Source organism: Micromonospora sp. ATLC16 (genome assembly GCF_057196645.1).
Genome location: NZ_JBXUOW010000012.1, coordinates 66,609 through 88,887 on the forward strand (window position 1 = coordinate 66,609; position 22,279 = coordinate 88,887).

Here is a 22,279-nt window from a genome sequence, read left to right on the forward strand (position 1 = left end):
GCCCGAAAACCGAACCGCCGAGCGTGGAGGACACGTCCATGACCCTGCCGGGGCACCCCGCCGAGGCAACGCCGACCCACCCGACGCGCGAGACCACACCTGCCCGGGCACACCTGCTCAACCACGACACGGTCGAGCAGTACCGCCGGGCGGTGGCCGCCGGCACCGACCGGGTCGCCCGTCGGGTGGCCGAGGCGAACGGACCCTTCACCGGCGTACGCCCGGACGAACTCGCCCCCCGGGTGGAGGCGATCGACCTGGACCGGCCGCTGGGCGACACCACCGCCGCGCTCGACGAGCTGGAGGACGTCTACCTGCGCGACGCGGTCTGGTTCCACCACCCTCGTTACCTGGCCCACCTCAACTGCCCGGTGGTGATCCCGGCGCTGCTCGGCGAGGCGATCCTCAGCGCGGTCAACTCCTCCATGGACACCTGGGACCAGAGCGCCGGCGGCACCCTGATCGAACGCCGGCTCATCGAGTGGACCGCCGACCGGATCGGTCTCGGCCCGATCGCCGACGGGGTGTTCACCAGCGGCGGCACCCAGTCCAACCTGCACGCCCTGCTGCTGGCCCGGGAGGAGGCGCTGGCCGCGGCGACCTCCGCCGACCGGCGGATCCTCCTGCCCCAGCTGCGGATCATCGCCTCGGCGGCCGGTCACTTCAGCGTGCAGAAGGCGGCAAAGCTGCTCGGCCTGGCACCGGACGCGGTAGTGGTGGTGGAGACCGGCCCCGACCGGCGGATGCGCCCCGGCGCGGTCCGGCACGAGATCACCCGCTGCCGGCGCGCCGGACTGACCGTCATGGCGGTGGTGGCCACCGCCGGCACCACCGACTTCGGCACGATCGACCCGCTCGACGGCATCGCCGAGGTGTGCGCGACGGCCGGCGTGTGGCTGCACGTCGACGCCGCGTACGGCTGCGGGCTGCTGGTCTCGCCCACCCGCCGGCACCTGCTCGACGGCATCGAACGCGCGGACTCGGTGACGGTCGACTACCACAAGTCCTTCTTCCAGCCGGTCAGCTCCAGCACGCTGCTGGTCCGCGACCGGCGGACCCTGCGGCACGCCACCTGGCACGCCGACTACCTCAACCCGGCCCGGATGGTCGCCCAGCGCATCCCCAACCAGGTCGACAAGAGCCTGCAGACCACCCGCCGGTTCGACGCGCTCAAACTCTGGCTCACCCTGCGGGTGATGGGGCCCGACGCCGTCGGTGAACTGTTCGACGAGGTCTGCGACCGGGCCGCGCAGGCATGGGAGCTGGTTGCCGCGGACCCACGCTTCGAGGTGCTGACCCGTTCGCAGCTGAGCACCGTGGTGTTCCGCTGGCGGCCCACCGGACCCGGCCGGGACCTGGCCGACGCGGCCAACCTGCGGGCCCGCGAGGCGTTGGCCGCCTCCGGTCTCGCCGTGGTCGCCGGCACCAGGGTCGACGGTCGCCAGTACCTCAAGTTCACCGTCCTGAACCCGGCCACCACCGTCGAGGACGTCGCCTACGTGCTGGACCTGATCGCCGAGCACGCCGGCCGTCACGTGCACGAACACGCCGGTGCGCCCGCCGCCGACCTGACCTGCCCGGTCGGCTGATCATGGCACTCGCCAACCCGAGCCTGGAGGGCCGGATGGAAAGCTACGACTTCATCGGGATCGGCCTCGGGCCGTACAACCTCGGCCTGGCCTGCCTGACCGCACCCATCGCCGACCTCGACGGGCTGTTCCTGGAGGCCCGCGAGGACGTCTCCTGGCATCCCGGCATGCTGCTGGAGTCGGCCCGGTTGCAGACGCCGTTCCTGGCCGACCTGGTCACCCTCGCCGACCCCACCTCGCCCTTCTCCTTCCTCAGCTATCTCAAGGAGATGGGCCGGCTCTACCCCTTCTACATCCGGGAGAACTTCTTCCCGCTGCGGGTGGAGTACGACGCGTACTGCCGCTGGGCCGCCGCGAAGCTGCCCAACCTGCGGTTCGGCCACCAGGTCACCGCCGTCGAGCACGACCCCACCGACGACCGGTACGTGGTGACCGCCACGGTCGGCGGCGCCACCGTCACCCACCGGGCCCGGCACCTGGTGCTCGGCACCGGCACCCCACCGCACCTGCCGGTCGCCTGCGCCGGGCTGAGCTCGGACGCCGTGCACAACTCCCGGTACCTGGAACACCGGGACGCGTTGCAGGCCAAGCGGAGCATCACCATCGTCGGCAGCGGGCAGAGCGCCGCCGAGATCTACCACGACCTGCTCGGCGACATCCACACCCACGGTTACCAGCTCAACTGGGTGACCCGTTCGCCCCGCTTCTTCCCGCTGGAGTACACCAAGCTCACGCTGGAGATGACCTCGCCGGACTACGTGGACTACTTCCACGCGCTGCCCGAGCCCACCCGGTACCGGCTGGAGGCCGAGCAGAAGGGGTTGTTCAAGGGCATCTCCGCCGATCTGGTCAACGACATCTACGACCTGCTCTACGCCGCCAGCATCGACGGCCCGGTGAACACCCGGCTGCTGACCAACACCGAGCTGACCGGGGTCACCCACGACGAGCGCACCGGCGCGCACACCCTGCGGCTGCGCCACGTCGAGCAGGAACGCGACTTCACCCTGGACACCGAGGGGCTGGTGCTGGCCACCGGCTACCGGTACGAGATGCCGGCGTTCCTGGACCCGGTCCGGGACCGGCTGCGCTTCGACGCCCACGGTCGGTTCGACGTGGCCCGCAACTACAGCGTGGACTGCACCGGGCGCGGCGTGTTCCTGCAGAACGGCGGCACCCACACGCACAGCATCACCTCGCCCGATCTCGGCATGGGCCCGTACCGCAACAGCTGGATCATCCGGGAACTGCTCGGCCGTGAGGCGTACCCGATCGAGAAGTCGATCGCCTTCCAGGACTTCGGGGTGACCGGGTGACCGGGGTCGTCTACACCCGCCACGATCGGCGTCTCGGCGATTTCGCCCTGCGTACGCTCGACGTGACCGCCGACGCGCCGACGCTGCACCGGTGGGTGACCCACCCCAAGGCGGCGTTCTGGCTGATGCAGGACGCCGACGTCGGCGCCGTGGTCGCCGAGTACCAGCGCATCGCCGATCATCCGCATCACGAGGCGTACCTCGGTCTGTGGCGGAGCGGGCCGGCGTTCCTCGCCGAACGCTACGATCCGGCGCGCGTCGAACTGGTCGGCCTGCACGATGCCCGGCCCGGCGACGTCGGCATGCACTTTCTCTGCGCGCCCACCGACACCCCCGTCTCCGGCTTCACCCGCGCGGTCATCACCACCGTGCTGGCCTGGCTCTTCGCCGACTCCGCCACGCACCGGGTCGTGGTGGAGCCGGACGTGCGCAACACCGCCGTGCACGCGCTCAACGCGGCGGTCGGCTTCCAGGTGGTCGGACCGGTCACCAAGCCGGAGAAGACGGCCCTGCTGAGCATCTGCACCCGGCAGCGGTTCCTGGCCGCCACCCGAGACGAAGGAGTACCGGCATGACCACCCGCGACCCGGTGGCCCACCTGCGCCCACAGACCTGGGAGCGGGCAAACCGCCTGCTGGTGCGCAAGGCGCTCGCCGAATTCACCCACGAGCGCCTACTCACTCCCGAACCGGACGACCCGGCCGCCGTCGAGGGCACCGGCCGCCGCTGGTACGCCGTCACCGCCGCCTCCGGCGCGGTCCGGTACCGGTTCGCGGCCCGGGTGCTGACCCTGGAGCACTGGGACATCGACCCGGAGAGCATCACCCGGCACCGGGACGGCGAGCCGCTGCCGCTGGACGCGGTCGATCTCTGCCTCGACCTGCGCGACGCGCTCGGCCTCACCGACCGGATCCTGCCGGTCTACCTTGAGGAGATCACCTCCACCCTCGCCGGCCTGGCATACAAGCTGGACCGGGCGCTGCCCGGCGCGGCGAAGCTGGTGGAGGCCGACTTCCAGACCATCGAGACGTCGATGACCGAGGGCCACCCCTGCTTCGTGGCCAACAACGGGCGACTCGGCTTCGGTGTCGACGAGTACCACCGGTACGCCCCCGAGGCGGCCCACCCGGTGCGGCTGATCTGGCTCGCCGCCCACCGCGACCACACCACCTTCACCAGCGCCGCAGACCTGGACGAGGAGACGCTGCTGCGCACCGAACTGGGCGAGGCGACCCTCGCCCGGTTCGCCGCGACCATGTCCGAGCTGGGCCTGGACCTCGCCGACTACCACCTCATCCCGGTGCATCCCTGGCAGTGGTGGAACAAGCTGTCTGTCACCTTCGCCGGCGAGGTGGCGCGTCGCCGACTGGTCTGCCTCGGTGCGGGGCCCGACGAGTACCTCGCCCAGCAGTCCATCCGCACCTTCTTCAACGTCAGCCACCCGCAGCGGCACTACGTCAAGACCGCGTTGTCCGTGCTGAACATGGGCTTCATGCGGGGGCTGTCGGCCGCGTACATGGAGGCCACCCCGGCCATCAACGACTGGTTGGCCGACCTGATCGACGGCGACGAGGTGTTCCGGGCCACCGGGCTGACGATAATCAGGGAGCGGGCCGCCGTCGGCTACCGGCACCGCCAGTACGAGGCCGCCACCGACCGCTACTCGCCGTACCGGAAGATGCTGGCCGCGCTCTGGCGGGAGAGCCCCGTCCCCGACCTGGCTGACGGTCAGCGACTGGCCACCATGGCGTCGCTGCTGCACGTCGACGCCGACGGGCGGTCGTTCGCCGCCGAGCTGATCGCCGCCTCCGGGCTGGCGCCGGCGGTGTGGCTGCGCCGCTACCTGAACGCCTACCTGACCCCGCTGCTGCACGCGTTCTACGCCTACGACCTGGCGTTCATGCCGCACGGTGAGAACGTCATCCTGGTGCTGCGCGACGGGATCGTCGAGCGAGCGATCTTCAAGGACATCGCCGAGGAGATCGTGGTGATGAGCGCCGCGGCGCAGCTGCCGCCCGCTGTCGAGCGGGTCCGCGCCGACATTCCGGAGGACATGAAGCTGCTGTCGATCTTCACCGACGTCTTCGACTGCTTCTTCCGCTTTCTCGGCGCGACCCTGGCCGATCAGGGGGTCGTCGGCGAGGAGGAGTTCTGGCGTACCGTGGCCGACTGCGCCACCGAGTACGCCGGCCGGGTACCCCACCTGGCCGACCGGCTGGCCCGGTACGACCTGTTCGCCCCGGAGTTCGCACTGTCCTGCCTCAACCGGCTGCAACTGCGCGACAACCAGCAGATGGTCGACCTGGCCGACCCGTCCGCCGCCCTGCAACTGGTCGGTGCCCTGACCAACCCGATCTCCCGCTTCGCACCGTCCTGACCCGCGGCGTACCCCGATCCCGACCGGTTAGCCGGGGTCGGGGCCGCCTGCGGTGGCGGCGTCGTCGACGGGCGTCTGCCGGGCGGGCGGGTCAGCCGGGCCGAGCTGGTCGATGGTGTAGCCGTCGGGATACGTCCTCGTGCTGATCACCCCGTCGGCGAACAGCGGCTCGGTGCGGGGCCGGCCGACGTGGCGCAGCAGCCACGCCCGGACGCGCAGCCCGGCGTGCAGCCCGGCCCGCACCGGCCAGGCCGGGGTGGCGACCCGGGTGGCCGCGCGCAGCCGGTCGTCGTACAGCGCGGCGACCAGGGCGTCACCGATCGGAGCCAGCGGTCGGGGCAGCCGGCCGAGCAGCAGCGCCCGGGTGGCCCGCTCGATCGCCGCCGCGTCGTCGTTGGGCCGCAGCTGCGCCGCGTCGTACGCGTCGAACCAGTCGGCGAACTCCTGATAGGTCTCCGGGATGTCGGTGATGCCCATCCGGCGGCCCAGTTCCCGGTAGAAGGTGTGGGTGGCGTGCCGTTCGTGACAGCAGGTGGGACGCCAGCCGTACCTGTCGATCCACCGGGTCGGCACCACCACCAGGCAGCCGAGCACGTACCGGTAGTGGTCGTTGCCGATGCCGTACGGGCGGTGGATCTGGTTGACCCGACGCAACGCGGAGCGCCCGCGCGGATGGTCGAATCCGTTGAGCACCATCTCGTACATCAGCAGGCCGGTGTCGTCGATGCGCTTGCGGGTCCGCCGGGTCAGCTCGCCGGTGGCGGTGTGCACGGCGGCGATCTCCGGGATCGAGAAGGAGCGGTTGAAGGCCAGGTTGAGCCCGAGCCTCAGATCCCAACAGAACTCGCGACGCAGCATCGTCTGGTAGATCGCCAGATGGTCACGCTCGGGGTCGAGCGAACGGATCCGCGCCAGGTTGGCGTGACGGTCTCGCAACACGGCTCCTCCGGTGTGTGGTCGAACGTCAGTCGGGCCGGCTGGCCTGCGCCGGCTGGTCCGACCCGGCTGCGCCGTCCGTGCGGCGGTGGGCAGCCTGCGCCGTCCGTGCGGCGGTCGGCCGGCGTACCGTGTCGAGCAGCTCGCCGTGCCGGGCCACCAGGGCGCGCAGCCGCTGCGGCGGCACCGGCAACGCCACCTGCCAGTCGGCCGCGTCGGCGAGCAGGTCCTCGATCATCGCCGTGAACGCGGCCGACCAGGTGGGGCCGCCGGTGCGCCCGGCGTCGTAGCCGAACCGGTCGCCGGTGATCCGGTGCAGGGCGGCCGTCGCCGCGCCCAGGTCGGCGCGCACCGGCCCGTCGTGACCGTCCAGGTCGGGCAGCGCCAGGCCGGGCAGCCGGCCGGTGACCAGCCACTCACCGAGCCGCCGGTCCCGGCCGTGGTGCAGCACCGGCGGCACCGGCACCTGTGGTGCCCGTGCGGCGACCAGCCGGAAGTAGCGCGCCTCGGCGGCGAGCAGGTCGGTCTCGTAGCGCAACAGCCGGGTGGTGGGCGGCGGGGCGACCTTCAGCACCACGTCCCGGTGACCTGATGGCGTGCGGCCCGCCGGCCGACCGTCGTCGAGGCGGACCCACCACACCGCGGCGAAGCCGCCGCCGGACAGCGGCCCGCAGTCGGCCACCCGCCGGTCCGGCCCGAACGAGGACCGGACGAAGTCGACCACGTCGTCGGGGGAGAGGACCCGCTGCGTTGGACTGACCGGTGCCACCCGGACAGCGTAGGCGGCAGCCACATCGTGCCGCACGAGTGACACCGGCGCTGATGACGCGGTGCCCGGCTGAGGGCAGCGTCCTTAATGGATGTCTCATAGCGCCTCGGCGATCATGCGGTGGCCCTGGGCCTCGAACGTCTCGTCGCCCACCCGGTACGCCCACGCCGCGGTGCCGATCGCCTCGCGGACCCGGGTGCGGTGCCACGCGTCCGGCTCGCGGGGATCGGGCCCGTACCCGTCGAGAAAGGCTGTCTCAAGCCTCGGATCGCGGCGGAACTCCTGGGCGGCCAGCCGGCCCAGGTCCGTGAACGCGGGGCGCATAGCGGCGCGACCGAAGTCGATGACCCCCACCACGCCGTCGTGGACGAGCCAGTTCCGGGGCTGCCAGTCCCCGTGGGTGGGCACGAGGCGGGCGGGTGGGGTCGGCCACGAGGTGATCTCGGCCCGTAGCCGCCGCACGGTGTGCGCGGCGATCCGATGTGGCCGGGACAGCCAGGCCAGCGACCTCTCGTTCTCGCGTCGCTCGTGGTCGTCGTCGGTGACGACCACCTGGGCGTGCAGCAGTGCCAGCAGCTCGCCGGCCTGCCGGTAGACGCGGGGATCCTCGGCGTGTCCGCTGCCGAGCACCAATCGGCCGGGCAGGTAGCGGGTGACGAGCAGCTTCGCGTCGACTGGCGGGTGAGGTTTCCGAGTGCCGGTGTCACGGCGGAGACGATACGGGCGATGGCCTGAGCCGTCAGGCTGTGCCGGATCCGACGCGCTCGACAGTCAGCGCGGTCCACGACACCGGGGGCAGTTCGACGGTGAGCCGACCGTCGGAGAGCCGTGCGGTGTCGTTGGTCCGCAAGCCCACCCGGTGCGGGTCGCGCAGGTCGTTGGCGGCGCGTACGTCGGTGTCCCAGACTCCCCGAGCCGAGACGGCGCCGCTGGGCTGGAACGCGCCGAGGTCGATCGTCACGGTGGTGGCCTCGGTGAGGTGCCGGTTCTGCACGAACACCGACAGCGAGCTGCCGTCGCTGGTCGCGGCGGCGGCCACCACCGGCACCGAGCCGAAGGTGGCGGTGGTGGTCTCGTCGGCGTCGGCCAGCACCCGCAGCGCGTCGCCCCGGGCGGCGTGCGAGGTGACCGAGAACGGGAAGAACGTCGTCTGCCGCCAGGCCGGCCCGCCCGGCTCCGTCATGATCGGCGCGATCACGTTGACCAGCTGCGCGAGGTTCGCCGAGGTGACCCGGTCGGCGTGATTGAGCAGCGAGATGAGCAGACCGCCGAGGACCACGGCGTCCGCGACGGTGTAGCGGTCCTCCAGCAGGCGTGGGGCGACCGGCCACTCGTCGATGGTGAACGTGCGGGCCTGCTCCTGCCACCGGCTCATGTACCAGATGTTCCACTCGTCGAACGCGAGATCCACCCGCTTGGACGACCGCTTGACCGTGCGTACGTGGTCGACGGTGGCGACCACCGACTCGATGTAGGTGTCCATGTCGACCCCGGAGGCGAGGAAGCTCGCGAGATCCCCGTCGTGCTCCTGGTAGTACGCGTGGCAGGAGATGTAGTCGACGTCGTCGTAGGCGTGGGTCAGCACGACGCGTTCCCACTCACCGAAGGTCGGCATGCCACGGCCGGACGATCCGCAGGCGACCAGCTCCAGGTCCCGGTCCACCTGGCGCATCGCCTTCGCCGTCATCGCCGCGAGCTTGCCGTAGTCGGTGGCGTCGCGGTGGCCGAGCTGCCAGGGGCCGTCCATCTCGTTGCCGAGGCACCACATGGCGATGCCGAACGGCTCCTTGCGGCCGTTGGCGGCCCGTTGCGCGGCGCGGGTGGTGCCGGCCGGCAGGTTGGTGTACTCCAGCAGCTCGACGGCCTCCTTCGGGCCCCGGGTGCCGAGGTTCACAGCCAGCATCAGCTCGCTGCCCACCAGGTCGAGCCAGTGCTGGAACTCGTGCAGGCCGACCTCGTTGGTCTCGGTGGAGTGCCAGGCGAGATCGAGCCGGCGCGGCCGCTCGGCCGCCGGCCCGACACCGTCCTCCCAGTTGTAGCCAGAGACGAAGTTGCCGCCCGGGTACCGGACCGTGCTGACCCCGAGCTCCTTGACCAGATCGATCACGTCGCGCCGGAATCCGTCCGGCCCGGCGCTCGGATGCCCGGGCTCGTGGATCCCGTCGTAGATGTGGCGACCGAGGTGCTCGACGAAACCGCCGAAGAGCCGGCGACGGACCGGGCCGATGGTGAAGGCCGGATTGATGGTGAGGTGCGCGCGAGGCATGGGGCTCCTAACGATGATCACTCACGATAACGTTTTCGACGGCGGTAGACGAGTGGTGGCGCCGTGAGCCCGGAGGTCGAGAGCCGCTCTACCTCGGGGCGTGCCCGGTGCTGTCCCGACGGATCAGCTCGGCGGCCAGCGACTCGACCCGAGGGCCGGCGGCGCCCGAGTCGAGCGCCAGGGCCATCGCCCGGGCGCCCATCTCCATCAGTGGCAGCCGGACCGTGGTCAGCGCCGGGGTGACGTCGCGGGCCATCGGCATGTCGTCGAAGCCGAAGACGCTGACCCGCTGCGGCACCGGCACCGCGCGGGCGCGCAGCAGTGCCAGCGCCCCGATGGCCATCGAGTCGTTGAGTGCCGCGATCGCGGTCAGGCCGGGCTCCGCGTCGAGCAGCGCGGCGGTGGCCTCGGCGCCGCCGTCGCGGTCGAAATCGGCGTACCGGATGCGGTGTTCCGGCAGGTCCCGGCCGTGTTCGGCGAGTGCCGCGCGCAACCCGGTGAGCCGGTCGGTGATGGTGGTCAGCACCCGGGGCCCGGCCACCACACCGATGTGTTCGTGGCCGAGGCGGCACAGCTCCCGACCGAGGAGTTCGCCACCGCCCCGGTTGTCCGGCATCACCGCGTCGCCGGAGTGCTCGTGGCGGCCGATCACGGTGACCCGACCACCGGTGGCCTCGTACGCGGCGAGCTTACCGTTGAGTAGCCGGGTGAAGTCGGCGTGGTGGTACCCGGAGCCGGCCAGGACGATGGCGGCGACCTGCTGACCCCGCAGCAGCTCGACGTACTCCAACTCCCGTTCCGGGTCGCGGTAGCTGTTGCAGATCATCAACAGCCGGCCCTGGTCGGTGGCGACCCGTTGCAGGCCCCTGGTGATCTCCGAGAAGTAGGGGTCGGAGACGTCGTGCACGATCACTCCGACGGCGCCGCGGTGTGACCGGGCCAGCAGTTGGGCGTGGGCGTTGGGCACGTACTGCAACTCGGCGACCGCCCGCAGCACCCGCTCGCGCAGCTCCTCGGTGACCGGCTTGCTGCTGCTGTTGATCACGCGGGAGGCGGTGGCGGGTGAGACACCGGCCCGTCGGGCCACATCGGACAGCGTCGCCACACCCGCCCCCTCATGCGTCGCGCCGGCCGCTGTCGCGGCGACCAGCGACACCGTACCGCAGCGCGGAGCCTTTTCCGGGGCGTGGTTAGCGCAGGTCAAGGCCGCGGGTCCGGCCGGTCCCGCCCGCTGTCCGACGGATCGCGGACGATGCCCCGGGCGAGCAGATGGGCGCTCGCCGCGACCGTGCGGGTCCGCTCCAGCCGGGCCTGCGGCCGTGCGGCGAGCCGCAGGTCCTCGCGGTACTGGTCGGTGTAGCACGCGACGATCTCGTCGGACTGGCGTTCCACCCACTGATGGTCTTCGTTCCGGTGGCGGGATGGCCAGCGATTTGCACCGGCCGTGGCGGACCGGCGTCGGTCGTCACGGCCGGACGCAGCGTCTTCAGGTAAGCCCTTGCCTGGCCTCGGAGGGGCGGCCTAACCTGGTCAGGAAAGCGCTTACCTCACCCGGTTCGGGCGCCTACGACGGAAGGACCCCCATGACCCGCAGGTCGATCGGCATCATCGTGAACGGCGTCACCGGCCGGATGGGATACCGGCAGCATCTGGTGCGCTCCCTGCTGGCCATCCGTTCCGCCGGTGGGGTACCGCTGGCCGACGGCACCACCGTCTGGCCGCATCTCGTTCTCGTCGGCCGCGGCGAGGCCAAGCTGCGCGAGATCGCCGAACGACACGGCCTGGACGACTGGACCACCGACCTGAGCGCCGCCCTGGCCCGCGACGACGTCCAGGTCTACTTCGACGCGCAGGTGACCCAGCAGCGGGAGAAGGCCATCCGCCAGGCCATTGAGGCCGGCAAGCACGTCTACACCGAGAAACCCCTCGCCGAGGACACCGCCGCCGCCCTGGAGCTGGCGCGCGCCGCCCGGGCGGCCGGCGTACGCACCGGCGTGGTGCAGGACAAGCTCTTCCTGCCGGGACTGCGCAAGCTGAAGCGGCTGCTCGACGGCGCTTTCTTCGGCCGGGTGCTGTCGGTACGCGGCGAGTTCGGCTACTGGGTGTTCGAGGGTGACTGGCAGCCTGCACAGCGCCCGTCGTGGAACTACCGGGCCGCCGACGGCGGCGGCATCGTGGTGGACATGTTCCCGCACTGGCACTACGTGCTCGCGGAGCTGTTCGGCGAGGTGCGCAGCGTCTCCGCCACCACTGCCACCCACATTCCCCGTCGGGTCGACGAGGCCGGACGGCCCTACGAGGCCACCGCCGACGACGCCGCCTACGGCACCTTCGAGCTGGCGGGCGGCGTCATCGCCCAGCTCAACTCGTCCTGGTGTGTCCGGGTGCACCGTGACGAACTGGTCCAGTTCCAGGTCGACGGCACCGAGGGCAGCGCGGTGGCCGGGCTGCGGCGCTGCCGGGTGCAGCACCGGGCGGTCACCCCGAAGCCGGTCTGGAACCCTGATCTGCCCGCCACCGAGGACTTCCGTTCGCAGTGGACGGAGGTGCCGGACAACGAGGACTTCGACAACGGGTTCAAGGTGCAGTGGGAGGCGTTCCTGCGGCACGTCGCCACCGGCGAGCCGTTCCCGTGGGACTTCCTGGCCGGCGCCCGTGGGGTGCAGCTGGCCGAGTTGGGCCTGCTGTCGGCTCGGGAGGGCCGCCGCGTCGAGGTGCCGGAGCTGGCCCTGTGAGTGAGCGAACCAGCAGGCTCGGTCGCGCGGCCGGCGAGCGGAGCGAGGCGGCGGTGTGAGCGGCGCCCAGGTGACCCTGCCCGGCGGCCGGCGGATCCGGTTGTCCGGCGGCAGCGGGCATCCACGCCCCGAGGGCCCGCCGCGCTCCCGCGTCGCGTACGCCGCCGCGCACGTGGTGGCCGACCCGGCCGCCGACAACACCCCGGGCACCCCGGCGGTCCTGGACTGGGACCGTACCCTCGCCTTCCGCCGGCACCTGTGGTCCCACGGCCTGGGGGTGGCCGAGGCGATGGACACCGCTCAGCGCGGCATGGGCCTGGACTACCCGTCTACCCGGGAGCTGATCCGCCGCAGCGCGGCGGAGGCCCGGTCCGTCGGTGGGCGGATCGTCGCCGGGGCCACCACCGACCAGTTGCCGCCCGGCACGGCGACGCTCACCGAGGTCACCGCCGCCTACCGGGCGCAGCTCGACGACGTGCGGGCCGCCGGGGCGGTGCCGGTGCTGATGTGCAGCCGGCACCTGGCCGCCGCCGCCCGCGGCCCCGAGGACTACCTGCGGGTGTACGACGACCTGCTGCACGCCGCCGACGGGCCGGTGGTGCTGCACTGGCTCGGTCCGATGTTCGACCCGGCGCTGTCCGGCTACTGGGGCACGGCCGACCTGGACCTGGCCGCCGACACCGTCGTCGAGCTGCTCAAGGCCCACGCGCCCCGGGTGGACGGCATCAAGGTGTCGCTGCTCGACGCCGGGCGTGAGGTGGCGTTGCGCCGCCGACTGCCGGCCGGCGTACGCCTCTACACCGGCGACGACCTCCACTACCCGGAACTTATCCGGGGTGACGACGCCGGCCACTCCGACGCACTGTTGGGCGTCTTCGCCGCCATCGCGCCGGCCGCGTCGGCCGCGTTGGCCGCCCTCGACCGCGGTCACCTGTCCCGGTACGAGGAGATCTTCGCTCCCACCGTGCCGCTGGCCCGGCACCTGTTCGCCGCACCCACCTGGTACTACAAGACCGGCATCGTCTTCCTCGCCTGGCTGGCCGGGCATCAGCAGCACTTCACGATGGTCGGCGGATTGCAGTCCGGTCGTGCACCGCAGCACCTGGGCATCCTGCTCAGCCTCGCCGACGCCGCCGGCCTGCTGCCCGACGCCGAGCTGGCCGCCGACCGCGCCCGGGCCTTCTTCACCGTTAGCGGGGTGCCCCAGTGAGCGGGCCTGCTCACGGGGCCGGGCCGGCGAGCCGGGCGGCCCTGCGCCGGTTCTCGTTCAACCAGGCGACCGCCCAGCACTGGCCGTTGCCGGAGCTGGTCGCCGGTTGTGTCGCCGCCGGCGTACCGGGCGTCGGCCTGTGGCGGGAACCGGTCGCCGAGTACGGTCTCGACCGCGCCGCGAAGCTGGTCCGCGACGCCGGGCTGGCGGTCACCACCCTGTGCCGGGGCGGGTTCTTCACCGTCGACGACTGGCGGGAGCGGAACCTGCGCGCCGTCGACGAGGCGGTCACGCTCGGCGCACCCGTGCTGGTTCTGGTCTCCGGCGGGCTGCCGGCCGGCAGCCGGGACATCGACGGTGCCCGGGCCAGAGCCGCCGACGCGATCGCCGAACTCGCGCCGCACGCCGACGCGGCCGGGGTGACCCTGGCCATCGAACCGCTGCACCCGATGTTCGCCGCCGACCGGTGCGTGATCGCCACCCTCGGTCAGGCGCTGGACATCGCCGAGCGGTTCGACCCGGGCGTGGTCGGCGTGGTGGTGGACGCGTACCACGTGTGGTGGGACGACACCGTCCACGACCAGATCGCCCGGGCGGGGGAGTGGATCGCCGCGTTCCAGGTCTGCGACTGGATCACCCCACTGCCGGAGGGGGTGCTGCTCGGCCGGGCGCTGCCCGGCGACGGCTGCATCGAGTTGCGTCGACTGCGTGAGGAGGTCGACGCGGCCGGCTACACCGGCCCGATCGAGGTGGAGGTCTTCAACGCCGAGGTGTGGGCACGTCCCGGCGAGCAGATCCTGGCCGCCGCCATCGACGGCTACCTGCGCGAGGTCGTCTGACCCGCGACGCGACCGGTCGCCCCCGGGGCCGGATGGTCGCCCGAGCCGACCTGGAAGCGGGTCAACTCGTCGTGGTGCGGGTGGCGAGCGCGTCGACCAGGCGTCGGGTGGAGCCGGCGAGGTTCCACCGCTCGGCGAGGTCGAGTAGCCGTTCCGGGTCGGCCGGCGACACCGGCAGCTCGGTGGCCAGCGGTGGTAGGGGCACGTCCAGGGCGACCTTGACGACCTTCGGCGCCACGGCCAGGTAGTCCCGGGCGGCGTCGAGTTTGGTGCGCAGCCCGGGTGCGAAGCCGGCGGCCGGGTCGTCCAGGGCGGCGAGGATGCCGGCGATGTCGCCGTACCTGTCGACCAGCCGGGCGGCGGTCTTCTCGCCGACGCCGGCCACCCCGGGCAGCCCGTCGGACGGGTCGCCGCGCAGCGCGGCGAACTCGGCGTACCGGTCGGCTGGCACGCCGTAGCGGGCCCGCACGGCGGCGTCGTCGCAGTCGTCCAGCTTGGCCACGCCCCGCCCGATGTAGAGCAGTCGCACGCTCCGGGCGTCGTCGATCAGCTGGAACAGGTCCCGGTCTCCGGAGACCACCTCGACCGGCCCGGGCTGGGTGACCGAGAGGGTGCCCAGCACGTCGTCGGCCTCGTAGCCGGTCGCGCCGACGACGGTCACCCCCAGCGCGTCGAGCACCTCAAGGATCATCGGCACCTGCGGGGAGAGGGTGTCCGGCACCACCTCGCCACCCTCGGGCGCCACCCGGTGCGCCTTGTACGACGGCAGCAGCGCGACCCGCCAGTCGGGCCGCCAGTCGTGGTCCATCGCGCACACCATCCGCCCCGGCCGCCGGGTGCGCACCAGCTGGGCGAGCATGTCGAGGAACCCGCGCACCGCGTTGACCGGCTGGCCGTCGGCCGTCCTCGCGGCGGACTCGGGAATGCCGAAGTACGCCCGGAAGTAGAGACTGGGCGCGTCGATGAGCATGATCGGGGTCTGCGCTGTCACGTCCGACAGCCTGGCACACCGCACCGACTTTCCCGGCGCACGGCAGGTCGACGGTGCGAGCCGGCGCAGCGACGAAGGAGGAGCCGATGACCGTACCGACCCGGCTGACGCTTACCACTGTCAATCTGGACACGCCCGACCCGGGGGCCTGCCGGCCGCGCTGGAACACGCGTTGGCCTGCGGCGCGACGCTGGCCGACCACCAGCCGCAGGAGGACGTCCGGGTCTGCCTGGACCCGGACGGCCACCCGTTCTGTCTCTGGCTGACGGATTGATCCGGTCGCGCCGTCAGCTCACACCGGCCGTGCCTCGCCCGCCGCGCCGCCGGAGGACGTACGGCAGCACGAACAGGTACAGGCCGGTGATCAGCAGCAGCGCGAGCGGCAGCAACGGCACGTAGGAGATCCAGAGGACCGGATCCTCCTGCGCGAGCGCGACGAAGGTGACGATGACGGTCACCGTGAACGAGATCGCCAGCCACCGATGGATCTGCCGGATCCAGTTGTTCCGCTTCATCGAGAACCTCCCGGGCGAGTCACCGCACCGGCCCGGGCGGCTGCCCGGCCGGGGATCTACCCTGGTCAAGCTAGTGACGTCCGGCCGGCCGGTGCTTCTCGATTCCTGACCGTTCCGTCGCGACAGGCCGGCACCGTCCGCGCCAGCCGGCCCAAACGACCGTTAAGCTAGCGGTGTGGGGTTCGAGGAGTTGTATCCGCCGCAGCGGCTGACCACGGCGCAGCGCGCCGTCGCCGCCGCCGGGTTGGACGCGCTGCTGCTCAGCCCCGGCTCCGACCTGCGCTACCTGACCGGCTACGACGCGCACGCCGGTGAGCGGCTGACCCTGCTGGTGCTGCCCGCCGAGGGCGAGCCGACGCTGATCGTGCCGACCCTGGAACGGCCGGCGGCCGAGGCGTCCCCGGCACCGGCCACCGGGGTGCGCCTCGTCGACCACCCCGACGGCACCGACCCGTACCCGCTGGTGACCGCCGCCCTCGGCGGGCCGGTCGGCGCGGTCGGGCTGGCCGACCGGATGTGGGCCGAGCAGGTGCTGGCGCTGCGGGCGGTGCTCCCCGACGCCCGGCAGCGGCTGGCCTCGGCGGTCCTGCGGGAGCTGCGCATCCACAAGTCGGCTGCGGAGGTGGCGGCACTCGCCGAGGCCGGCGCGGCGATCGACGCGGTGCACGCCCGGATGGGGCAGTGGCTGCGACCGGGGCGGACCGAGGCGGAGGTGGCCGCCGACATCGCCGCCGCGATCAGGGCGACCGGCCATGTCACCGTCGACTTCGCCATCGTGGCCGCCGGTCCGAACGGCGCCAGCCCGCACCACGGCACCTCCGACCGGCCGATCGGCGCGGGTGAGCCGGTCGTGGTGGACATTGGCGGCACCATGCCCTCGGGCTACCGTTCCGACTGCACCCGCACCTACTGCACAGGTGGACCGCCACCTGCCGAGTTCGCGGACTACTACGCGGTGTTGCACGAGGCGCAGCTCGCCGCCGTCGCGGCGGTCCGTCCCGGGGTGAGCGCCGCCGCCGTCGACGCCGCCGCCCGCGATCCGATCACGGCGGCCGGTTACGGCGCAGCCTTCCTGCACCGCACCGGCCACGGCATCGGCCTGGACGGCCACGAGGAGCCGTACGTGGTGGCCGGCAACAACCGTCCGCTGGCGGCGGGGATGGCCTTCTCCGTCGAACCGGGCATCTACCTGGCCGGGCGGCACGGCGCCCGGATCGAGGACATCGTCGTCTGCACGACGGACGGCGTACGACGGCTCAACACCATCCCCACGGAGCTCATCGCGCTATGACTGTCGACCGGATCCTGCCCACCAACGAGGCTCGTGACCTGCTGGAGCTGACCACCGAGCTGGCCGATCGGGAACTCGCGCCGAAGGTGGCCGAGTACGAGCAGCGGGCCGAGTTCCCCCGGGAGGTGCTGCGTACGCTGGGCCGGGCGGGTCTGCTCGGCCTGCCGTACCCGGAGGAGTACGGCGGCGCCGCCCAGCCGTACGAGGTCTACCTTCAGGTGCTGGAGATCCTGGCCGGCCGCTGGCTGGCCGTCGCCGAGGCGGTCAGCGTGCACACCCTGTCCTGCTATCCGGTCGCCGCCTTCGGCAGCGAGGAACAGCGCAAGCTGCTGCCCGACATGATCGGCGGCGAGTTGCTCGGGGCGTACTGCCTGTCGGAGCCGCAGGGCGGCTCGGACGCCGCGGCGCTGACCACCAGAGCGGTGCGCGACGGCGACGGCTACGTCGTCACCGGCACCAAGGCGTGGATCACCCACGCGCAGGTGGCCGACTTCTACAACATCTTCTGCCGTACCGGCGGCCCCGGCCCGAAGGGCATCTCCTGCCTGCTCGCCGACCGGGCCACGCCGGGCATCCACCCGCAGGCCGCCGAGCGCACCATGGGGCTGCGCTCCTCTCCGGTGGCGCAGCTCGTCTTCGACGAGGCCCGGGTGCCGGCCGACCGGCTGATCGGCGGCGACGGGGCCGGTTTCCGCATCGCCATGTCGGCCCTGGACTCCGGTCGGCTGGGCATCGCGGCCTGCGCGGTCGGGCTGGCCCAGGCGGCGCTGGACTACGCGGTGGACTACGCAGGGCAACGCGAGCAGTTCGGCCGCTCGATCATCGACTTCCAGGGGCTCGGGTTCACCCTGGCCGACCTCGCCACCCAGATCTCCGCCGCGCGGGCGTTGACCCTGGCCGCGGCCCGGCTACGCGACGCCGGGCGGCCGTACTCCATCGAGGCGGCCAAGGCGAAGCTGTTCGCCACGGATGTGGCGATGCGGGTGACCACCGACGCGGTGCAGGTGCTCGGCGGCGCGGGATACGTCGCCGACCATCCGGTCGAGCGGTACCTGCGGGAGGCGAAGGTGCTGCAGATCGTGGAGGGGACCAACCAGATCCAGCGACTGGTGATCTCCCGGGCGCTGGCGAAGGGCTGACCGAACGCGACCACCCGCCCGCCGAACGCGACGGCGGGCGGGTTTGTCAGTCGCGTCGGCCTGTCGTACCCGGTAGGTTGCACGCCGTGGAGGAGATCGACCGCGCCATCGTGGTGGCGCTGACCGCGGACGGCCGACTGTCGTACACGGACCTGGCGGAGAGGGTCGGCCTGTCGGTCTCGGCGGTGCATCAGCGGGTGCGTCGGCTGGAGCAGCGTGGGGTGATCAGGGGCTACGCCGCGCGGGTCTCCTTCGAGGCGCTGGACCTGCCCTTGACGGCGTTCGTGGCGATCCGGCCGTTCGACCCGTCCCAGCCGGACGACGCGCCGGACCGGCTGGCGCACCTGCCGGAGATCGACTCGTGCTACTCGGTGGCGGGGGAGGACTTCTACCTGCTGCTCGTCCGGGTGGCCGGTCCGGTCGACCTGGAGCGGGTGCTCCAGGAGATCAGGACGGCGGCCAATGTCACCACCCGGACAACCGTGGTGCTGTCCACACCGTACGAGCACCGACCGCCCAAAATCACCCTCGACCCGGCGGCGCAACAGCGCACCCGGGGCGTCCCGCCCGCCGCAGCGGGCACACCGGCGGACTGACCCGGAACACCCGGTGCCGCTGCGACCCAGGAGACGGGGCTAGGATCCTTCCCTGATTCGGCGGAAGGTGAGACCCGGATCATGACTGGGACGCCGGGGTGGCTGGTGCCGCCGGGCGGCCGGGTCGCCTCGCGTGTCTCGAAGGGGAGGATGAGATGTACCGATCGATGCGATCGCGTTCCAGCCAGCCGACGGCCGGAGTCCGCTCATGACACGCATTCTCATCCGCGCCGGCAAGAGCCCGCTGACGGTGCTGTCCCATGAGCAAAGCCTGTCCACCTCTCGGTTGGGTGTCTTCGGGTCGAACTCTGGGAACATGCTGTTCTACAGCGCGGTGTTCCGGTTCATGGCCCAGCAGCACTTCGCCTTCGGGACGCGTATTCACGGCAACGTCGCGGGCGTGCTGGCGGGCACCCCGTCGGTGGTGCTGGCGAACGACTCCCGCACCGTCGAACTTTCCGAGTACCACGGCATCCCGTACCGCCTCTACTCGGAGCTCCCGCCGGATGAGGGACACGAGGGAGATCTGGAGCGCCGCGCCTACGAATTCGAACCACCGTTCCGCGAACCGCGCGGACAGAGGACGCTTGAGGAGCGGGTAACCGAATTGGAGAAGGAACTCAAGGTGCAGCAGGAGTCCCTGGCGAGTTGGCGGGGCCGGATGGGGCGGGTGCTGCGGATCAACCCGTTGTCCACGGGGGGCCGGCGGTGACGACTGCGGATCCGGAAACGTCCCGACTGGGGGCATGGGTGGAGTCGAAGACGGGAAGGCGCATCACCTCCACGGTGATCGACGTTTCAGCGCTCGCCGCGCTGCTGCTGGCGGCGGTGGACGGCTTCCGGCTCTGGGCGATGCCGCCGGCCCTGCTGGCAGCCGGGTTGCTGGCCTGGACCTGGCGTGATGTGTTGCGCGGGGGATCGGTTTCCACCGCGAAGGCCGCCGTGCCGCGCGTCCTGCTGCTGGCCAGCGCGTACCTGCTCGGCACGGTGCACGACGGCATCGATCTCGCGCTCGCCGTCGGCGTGGCTCTGGCCGGCTTGGCGGTGCTCAGCGAGCCGCCGATGGGGTACATCTCCCGTGGCGCGTACCCGGTGACGGCCAATCTGCCGGGGATCGGCGCGCGGCCCTACCGGCGCCCGAACACGAGCCGCGCGGTCCTGGTCAACAGTGCCGCGGTGCTGGTGGCGCTCGTCTGCGCCTTCGTCGGCGGCCTCGGGGTGGTCGCCGCTGCGGCGTCGGCGGCCGCGCTCGGCCTGTCGTTGTTCACGCTGTGGCAGGGGCTGGGCCGGGTTCGGGCGCGGCGGACCAGCGAGCAGAACCTCTCCGAGGCGCTTACCGCCTACGAACCGGCGTTCGTGGTGCACTGGACCGCGCCCGTCGGCACCGCGTACCAGATCGCGATGTGGCTGCCCTATCTGGAGCGTCTCGGTCGGAAGTTCTTCGTGCTGGTGCGCGGTGAGGCCAACTTCAACGAGGTGGCGGCGCTGACCAAGGCGCCGGTGGTGCTGCGCAGCGCCCTGGAGGACATGGACTCCGTGGTCACCCCGTCCATGCGGGCCGCCTTCTACGTGAACACCGCGACGAAGAACAACCACCTCCTGCGGTACACGAGCCTGACGCACATCCAGCTCAACCATGGCGACAGCGACAAGGTGCCGAGCCACAACCCGGTCTTCCGGATGTACGACAAGAATTTCGTCGCCGGCCAGGCCGCGATCGACCGCTTCGCGGCCAACGGCGTGAAGATGCCGATCGAGATGTTCAGCGTCGTCGGGCGCCCCCAGGTGGAGAACGTGGCGGTGGCGGCGAAGCCGATCGCCTCGATCGCCAACCCCCGGGTGCTCTACGCGCCGACGTGGGCGGGTTTCTACGCCGACTCCAACTACTCGTCACTGCACGTCGGCTACGACATCGTCAAGGCGCTGGTCGAGCGCGGTTGCAGCATCGTCTTCCGGCCGCACCCGTACAGTAACCGGAATCCGGCGCTGGGCCGTGAGTGTGATCGGATCAGGGCGCTGCTGGACGAGGACCGCAAGGTCAACGGGCGGCCGCACGTGTTCGGCAAGCAGGCCGAGGTGAAGATGTCGGTGATGGACTGCTTCAACGCGTCGGACGCCATGGTGTCGGACGTGTCGAGTGTGGTGGCCGACTACCTGTACTCGGAGAAGCCCTTCGCGATGGTGGCTGTCTCGACGTCGGCGGACACGTTCACCGACGAGTTCCCCCTGGGGCGGGCCAGTTACGTCATCGACGCCCACAGCGGCCGGGTGACGGGACTCGACGCGATCCTCGACGACTTCCTCGGTGCTGACCCGCTGGCCTCCACCCGGCAGGACATCAAGAAGTACTACCTCGGCGACATCCCGCCGGAGCGCTACGCCCAGCATTTCCTGGACGAGGCGTCGCGCTACCTCTGAGTTCGACTGCGGTTGTCGTACCGGCTCCGGCCCGGCCTCGCGCCAGCCGGAGCCGGTGCTGCTCCGGCTCCGAGCTGGCCTGCCTGCCGGAGCGGCTCTGCTCCGACGGTCAGTGTCGACCGGTTGACCCGCTCGCCGGCTCGGCGGGCTGGGCGACGGGTTGGTTCCAGCGGAGGATCACCCGCCGACCGTGTTCGTGGCCGAGCAGGCTGAGGGTGGCGGTGTCCAGGCGGAGCAGCCCGCCTGCCGACGGTGGCAGGCCGACCCACCGGGCGCCCAGCACGCGCAGCGCGTGGGCGTGGCCGACCAACGCGACGGGACCTCGGTCGAGCAGGGGATGCAGCCTGGCGAGCAGCCGGTCCAGGCGTTCGCCGACCTCGCTGGGCGACTCGCCGCCGGGGCATCCGTCGGTCCAGACGCTCCACCCGGGCCGTTCGTCCTGGATCTCCGCGGTGGTGCGGCCCTCGTAGTCGCCGTAGTGCCATTCGGCGAGGTCGTCGTCGGAGTCGGTGACGGCGAGGCCGGCCAGCTGCGCGGTGCGCAGCGCCCGGATCCGTGGGCTGGTCAGTACCGCGACGAACCGCCGTCCGGCGAGGACCGGTCCGAGCGCGCGGGCCTGCCGCTCACCGTCGGGCGTGAGATTGAGATCGGTGTACGAGGTGTGACGGCGGCTCGCGCTCCAGGTGGTCTCGCCGTGCCGGACGAGCAGGATCTCGTTCATGCCGTCGCACCGCACGGTTGCCCGGCCCGGAAGGACCGTATTGCGTCGACCGGGTGGATTCGTTGGCCCATGCTCCCAGTCAACCAGGACATTCGGTCCAATGTCGGGCGGCGACAGGATCGTCGCTGACCGGCCGCGCCGCAGCTCCGATTACACCTAGTGTCCTAGGATGCCATAGCGGATGTGCCACCCACCACCACCGGAGCAAAGCCGTTTCAGACCACCGCACGAGGGGACACGCGGTAGAGCGGAGGAGATCACTCCGCTCTACCGCCGAGAACAGGCAGGGAGGCGACATGAGCTTCACCGACAAGGCGAAGAACAAGGTCGAGGAACTGAGCGGTGCCGCCCGGGAGCGGATCGGCGACATGACTGACAACGAGCGCAAGCGGGCCGAGGGCACCAACCAGCAGAGCGACGCCCGCGCCCGTCAGGTCGGCGAGAACCTCAAGGAGGCCGGGCGCAACGCGAAGGACGCCTTCCGTAAGTGATCGCTCGGCACGGAAGCGGGCCGCCGGATCATTTCCGGCGGCCCGCTTCGCGGTGTGGCGCGGGTGGCGGAGGAGGTGCC

At 71.7% G+C, this 22,279-nt stretch carries 23 protein-coding genes; 14 read left to right on the forward strand and 9 right to left on the reverse strand.

The genetic code is table 11. The features are described 5' to 3' along the window. The first annotated feature begins 38 nt into the window (after positions 1 to 38). From AC2CHE_RS07780 to AC2CHE_RS07795, 4 genes are read left to right on the forward strand one after another with little or no spacing between them, the layout of a single operon-like run. Positions 39 to 1,589: a pyridoxal phosphate-dependent decarboxylase family protein gene (locus tag AC2CHE_RS07780; RefSeq protein ID WP_484504206.1), complete on the forward strand. Its 1,551-nt coding sequence runs from the start codon at positions 39 to 41 to the stop codon at positions 1,587 to 1,589. A gap of 35 nt (positions 1,590 to 1,624) precedes the next feature. Then, positions 1,625 to 2,905 carry a lysine N(6)-hydroxylase/L-ornithine N(5)-oxygenase family protein gene (locus AC2CHE_RS07785; protein WP_484504237.1) on the forward strand — a complete coding sequence of 427 codons (1,281 nt, stop codon included), beginning with the start codon at positions 1,625 to 1,627 and terminating at the stop codon, positions 2,903 to 2,905. Next, a complete protein-coding gene (locus tag AC2CHE_RS07790) occupies positions 2,902 to 3,480 on the forward strand; it encodes a GNAT family N-acetyltransferase (protein WP_484504207.1) in 579 nt (192 codons plus the stop codon). Before AC2CHE_RS07785 ends, AC2CHE_RS07790 begins: the two co-directional genes overlap by 4 nt. Further along, positions 3,477 to 5,282 (forward strand): IucA/IucC family protein, encoded by a 1,806-nt coding sequence (locus AC2CHE_RS07795; RefSeq protein ID WP_484504208.1) that lies wholly within the window; start codon positions 3,477 to 3,479, stop codon positions 5,280 to 5,282. The genes AC2CHE_RS07790 and AC2CHE_RS07795 overlap by 4 nt, the downstream gene beginning before the upstream one ends. A 27-nt stretch (positions 5,283 to 5,309) precedes the next feature. Here the strand turns inward: AC2CHE_RS07795 and AC2CHE_RS07800 are convergent, their stop codons facing one another. The 6 genes from AC2CHE_RS07800 to AC2CHE_RS07825 all read right to left on the reverse strand — a co-directional run bounded on the left by AC2CHE_RS07800 (position 5,310) and on the right by AC2CHE_RS07825 (position 10,645). Then, complete coding sequence (locus AC2CHE_RS07800; protein WP_484504209.1) at positions 5,310 to 6,218, reverse strand: oxygenase MpaB family protein; 909 nt, start codon at positions 6,216 to 6,218, stop codon at positions 5,310 to 5,312. A 28-nt stretch (positions 6,219 to 6,246) separates the two neighbouring features. Continuing rightward, positions 6,247 to 6,987 (reverse strand): hypothetical protein, encoded by a 741-nt coding sequence (locus tag AC2CHE_RS07805; protein WP_484504210.1) that lies wholly within the window; start codon positions 6,985 to 6,987, stop codon positions 6,247 to 6,249. 96 nt (positions 6,988 to 7,083) lie between these two features. Beyond that, complete coding sequence (locus tag AC2CHE_RS07810) at positions 7,084 to 7,758, reverse strand: phosphotransferase family protein (RefSeq protein WP_484504238.1); 675 nt, start codon at positions 7,756 to 7,758, stop codon at positions 7,084 to 7,086. Then, positions 7,727 to 9,253 (reverse strand): arabinosylfuranosidase ArfA, encoded by a 1,527-nt coding sequence (arfA, locus tag AC2CHE_RS07815; RefSeq protein WP_484504211.1) that lies wholly within the window; start codon positions 9,251 to 9,253, stop codon positions 7,727 to 7,729. The genes AC2CHE_RS07810 and arfA overlap by 32 nt, the downstream gene beginning before the upstream one ends. 88 nt (positions 9,254 to 9,341) lie before the next feature. Then, positions 9,342 to 10,358: a LacI family DNA-binding transcriptional regulator gene (locus AC2CHE_RS07820; protein WP_484504212.1), complete on the reverse strand. Its 1,017-nt coding sequence runs from the start codon at positions 10,356 to 10,358 to the stop codon at positions 9,342 to 9,344. A gap of 95 nt (positions 10,359 to 10,453) precedes the next feature. Further along, on the reverse strand, positions 10,454 to 10,645 hold the full coding sequence (locus AC2CHE_RS07825; protein ID WP_484504213.1) for a hypothetical protein: 192 nt from the start codon (positions 10,643 to 10,645) through the stop codon (positions 10,454 to 10,456). Between the two features lie 191 nt (positions 10,646 to 10,836). Here AC2CHE_RS07825 and AC2CHE_RS07830 point away from each other — a divergent pair, with 191 nt between their 5' ends. Genes AC2CHE_RS07830 through AC2CHE_RS07840 form a run of 3 tightly spaced genes read left to right on the forward strand, consistent with a single transcriptional unit; the run spans position 10,837 to position 14,037 of the window. Then, positions 10,837 to 11,988: a Gfo/Idh/MocA family protein gene (locus tag AC2CHE_RS07830; RefSeq protein ID WP_484504214.1), complete on the forward strand. Its 1,152-nt coding sequence runs from the start codon at positions 10,837 to 10,839 to the stop codon at positions 11,986 to 11,988. Positions 11,989 to 12,043: 55 nt separating this feature from the next. Continuing rightward, a complete protein-coding gene (locus AC2CHE_RS07835) occupies positions 12,044 to 13,198 on the forward strand; it encodes a dihydrodipicolinate synthase family protein (RefSeq protein WP_484504215.1) in 1,155 nt (384 codons plus the stop codon). Further along, positions 13,195 to 14,037, forward strand: a complete 843-nt coding sequence (locus AC2CHE_RS07840; protein ID WP_484504216.1) for a sugar phosphate isomerase/epimerase family protein — start codon at positions 13,195 to 13,197, stop codon at positions 14,035 to 14,037. Before AC2CHE_RS07835 ends, AC2CHE_RS07840 begins: the two co-directional genes overlap by 4 nt. A gap of 61 nt (positions 14,038 to 14,098) precedes the next feature. On the opposite strand, the gene AC2CHE_RS07845 is transcribed toward AC2CHE_RS07840, so the two are convergent. Continuing rightward, positions 14,099 to 15,007, reverse strand: coding sequence for a 5'-3' exonuclease (locus AC2CHE_RS07845; RefSeq protein ID WP_484504239.1), 909 nt, complete (start codon positions 15,005 to 15,007; stop codon positions 14,099 to 14,101). On the opposite strand from AC2CHE_RS07845, the gene AC2CHE_RS07850 reads away from it, so the two are divergent. Then, the gene (locus AC2CHE_RS07850) at positions 15,000 to 15,302 is read left to right on the forward strand and encodes a VOC family protein (protein WP_484504217.1); all 303 of its coding nucleotides are present in this window, start codon (positions 15,000 to 15,002) and stop codon (positions 15,300 to 15,302) included. The two genes, AC2CHE_RS07845 and AC2CHE_RS07850, sit on opposite strands and share 8 nt — an antisense overlap. A gap of 13 nt (positions 15,303 to 15,315) precedes the next feature. Here AC2CHE_RS07850 and AC2CHE_RS07855 read toward each other — a convergent pair whose 3' ends face one another. Beyond that, on the reverse strand, positions 15,316 to 15,543 hold the full coding sequence (locus tag AC2CHE_RS07855) for a hypothetical protein (protein ID WP_484504218.1): 228 nt from the start codon (positions 15,541 to 15,543) through the stop codon (positions 15,316 to 15,318). Positions 15,544 to 15,718: 175 nt separating this feature from the next. Here AC2CHE_RS07855 and AC2CHE_RS07860 point away from each other — a divergent pair, with 175 nt between their 5' ends. The 5 genes from AC2CHE_RS07860 (at position 15,719) to AC2CHE_RS07880 (ending at position 20,987) form a co-directional block, all read left to right on the forward strand. Continuing rightward, positions 15,719 to 16,834 (forward strand): M24 family metallopeptidase, encoded by a 1,116-nt coding sequence (locus tag AC2CHE_RS07860; RefSeq protein WP_484504219.1) that lies wholly within the window; start codon positions 15,719 to 15,721, stop codon positions 16,832 to 16,834. Beyond that, positions 16,831 to 17,973, forward strand: coding sequence for an acyl-CoA dehydrogenase family protein (locus AC2CHE_RS07865; protein WP_484504220.1), 1,143 nt, complete (start codon positions 16,831 to 16,833; stop codon positions 17,971 to 17,973). The genes AC2CHE_RS07860 and AC2CHE_RS07865 overlap by 4 nt, the downstream gene beginning before the upstream one ends. An 86-nt stretch (positions 17,974 to 18,059) precedes the next feature. Continuing rightward, positions 18,060 to 18,569 carry an Lrp/AsnC family transcriptional regulator gene (locus tag AC2CHE_RS07870; protein WP_484504221.1) on the forward strand — a complete coding sequence of 170 codons (510 nt, stop codon included), beginning with the start codon at positions 18,060 to 18,062 and terminating at the stop codon, positions 18,567 to 18,569. Between the two features lie 208 nt (positions 18,570 to 18,777). Continuing rightward, positions 18,778 to 19,281, forward strand: a complete 504-nt coding sequence (locus AC2CHE_RS07875) for a hypothetical protein (RefSeq protein ID WP_484504222.1) — start codon at positions 18,778 to 18,780, stop codon at positions 19,279 to 19,281. A gap of 74 nt (positions 19,282 to 19,355) precedes the next feature. Then, complete coding sequence (locus AC2CHE_RS07880; protein WP_484504223.1) at positions 19,356 to 20,987, forward strand: CDP-glycerol glycerophosphotransferase family protein; 1,632 nt, start codon at positions 19,356 to 19,358, stop codon at positions 20,985 to 20,987. A 109-nt stretch (positions 20,988 to 21,096) separates the two neighbouring features. Here AC2CHE_RS07880 and AC2CHE_RS07885 read toward each other — a convergent pair whose 3' ends face one another. After that, a complete protein-coding gene (locus AC2CHE_RS07885) occupies positions 21,097 to 21,708 on the reverse strand; it encodes a histidine phosphatase family protein (RefSeq protein ID WP_484504224.1) in 612 nt (203 codons plus the stop codon). A 296-nt stretch (positions 21,709 to 22,004) separates the two neighbouring features. On the opposite strand from AC2CHE_RS07885, the gene AC2CHE_RS07890 reads away from it, so the two are divergent. Further along, positions 22,005 to 22,199, forward strand: coding sequence for a CsbD family protein (locus AC2CHE_RS07890; RefSeq protein WP_484504225.1), 195 nt, complete (start codon positions 22,005 to 22,007; stop codon positions 22,197 to 22,199). Positions 22,200 to 22,279: the final 80 nt, after the last annotated feature.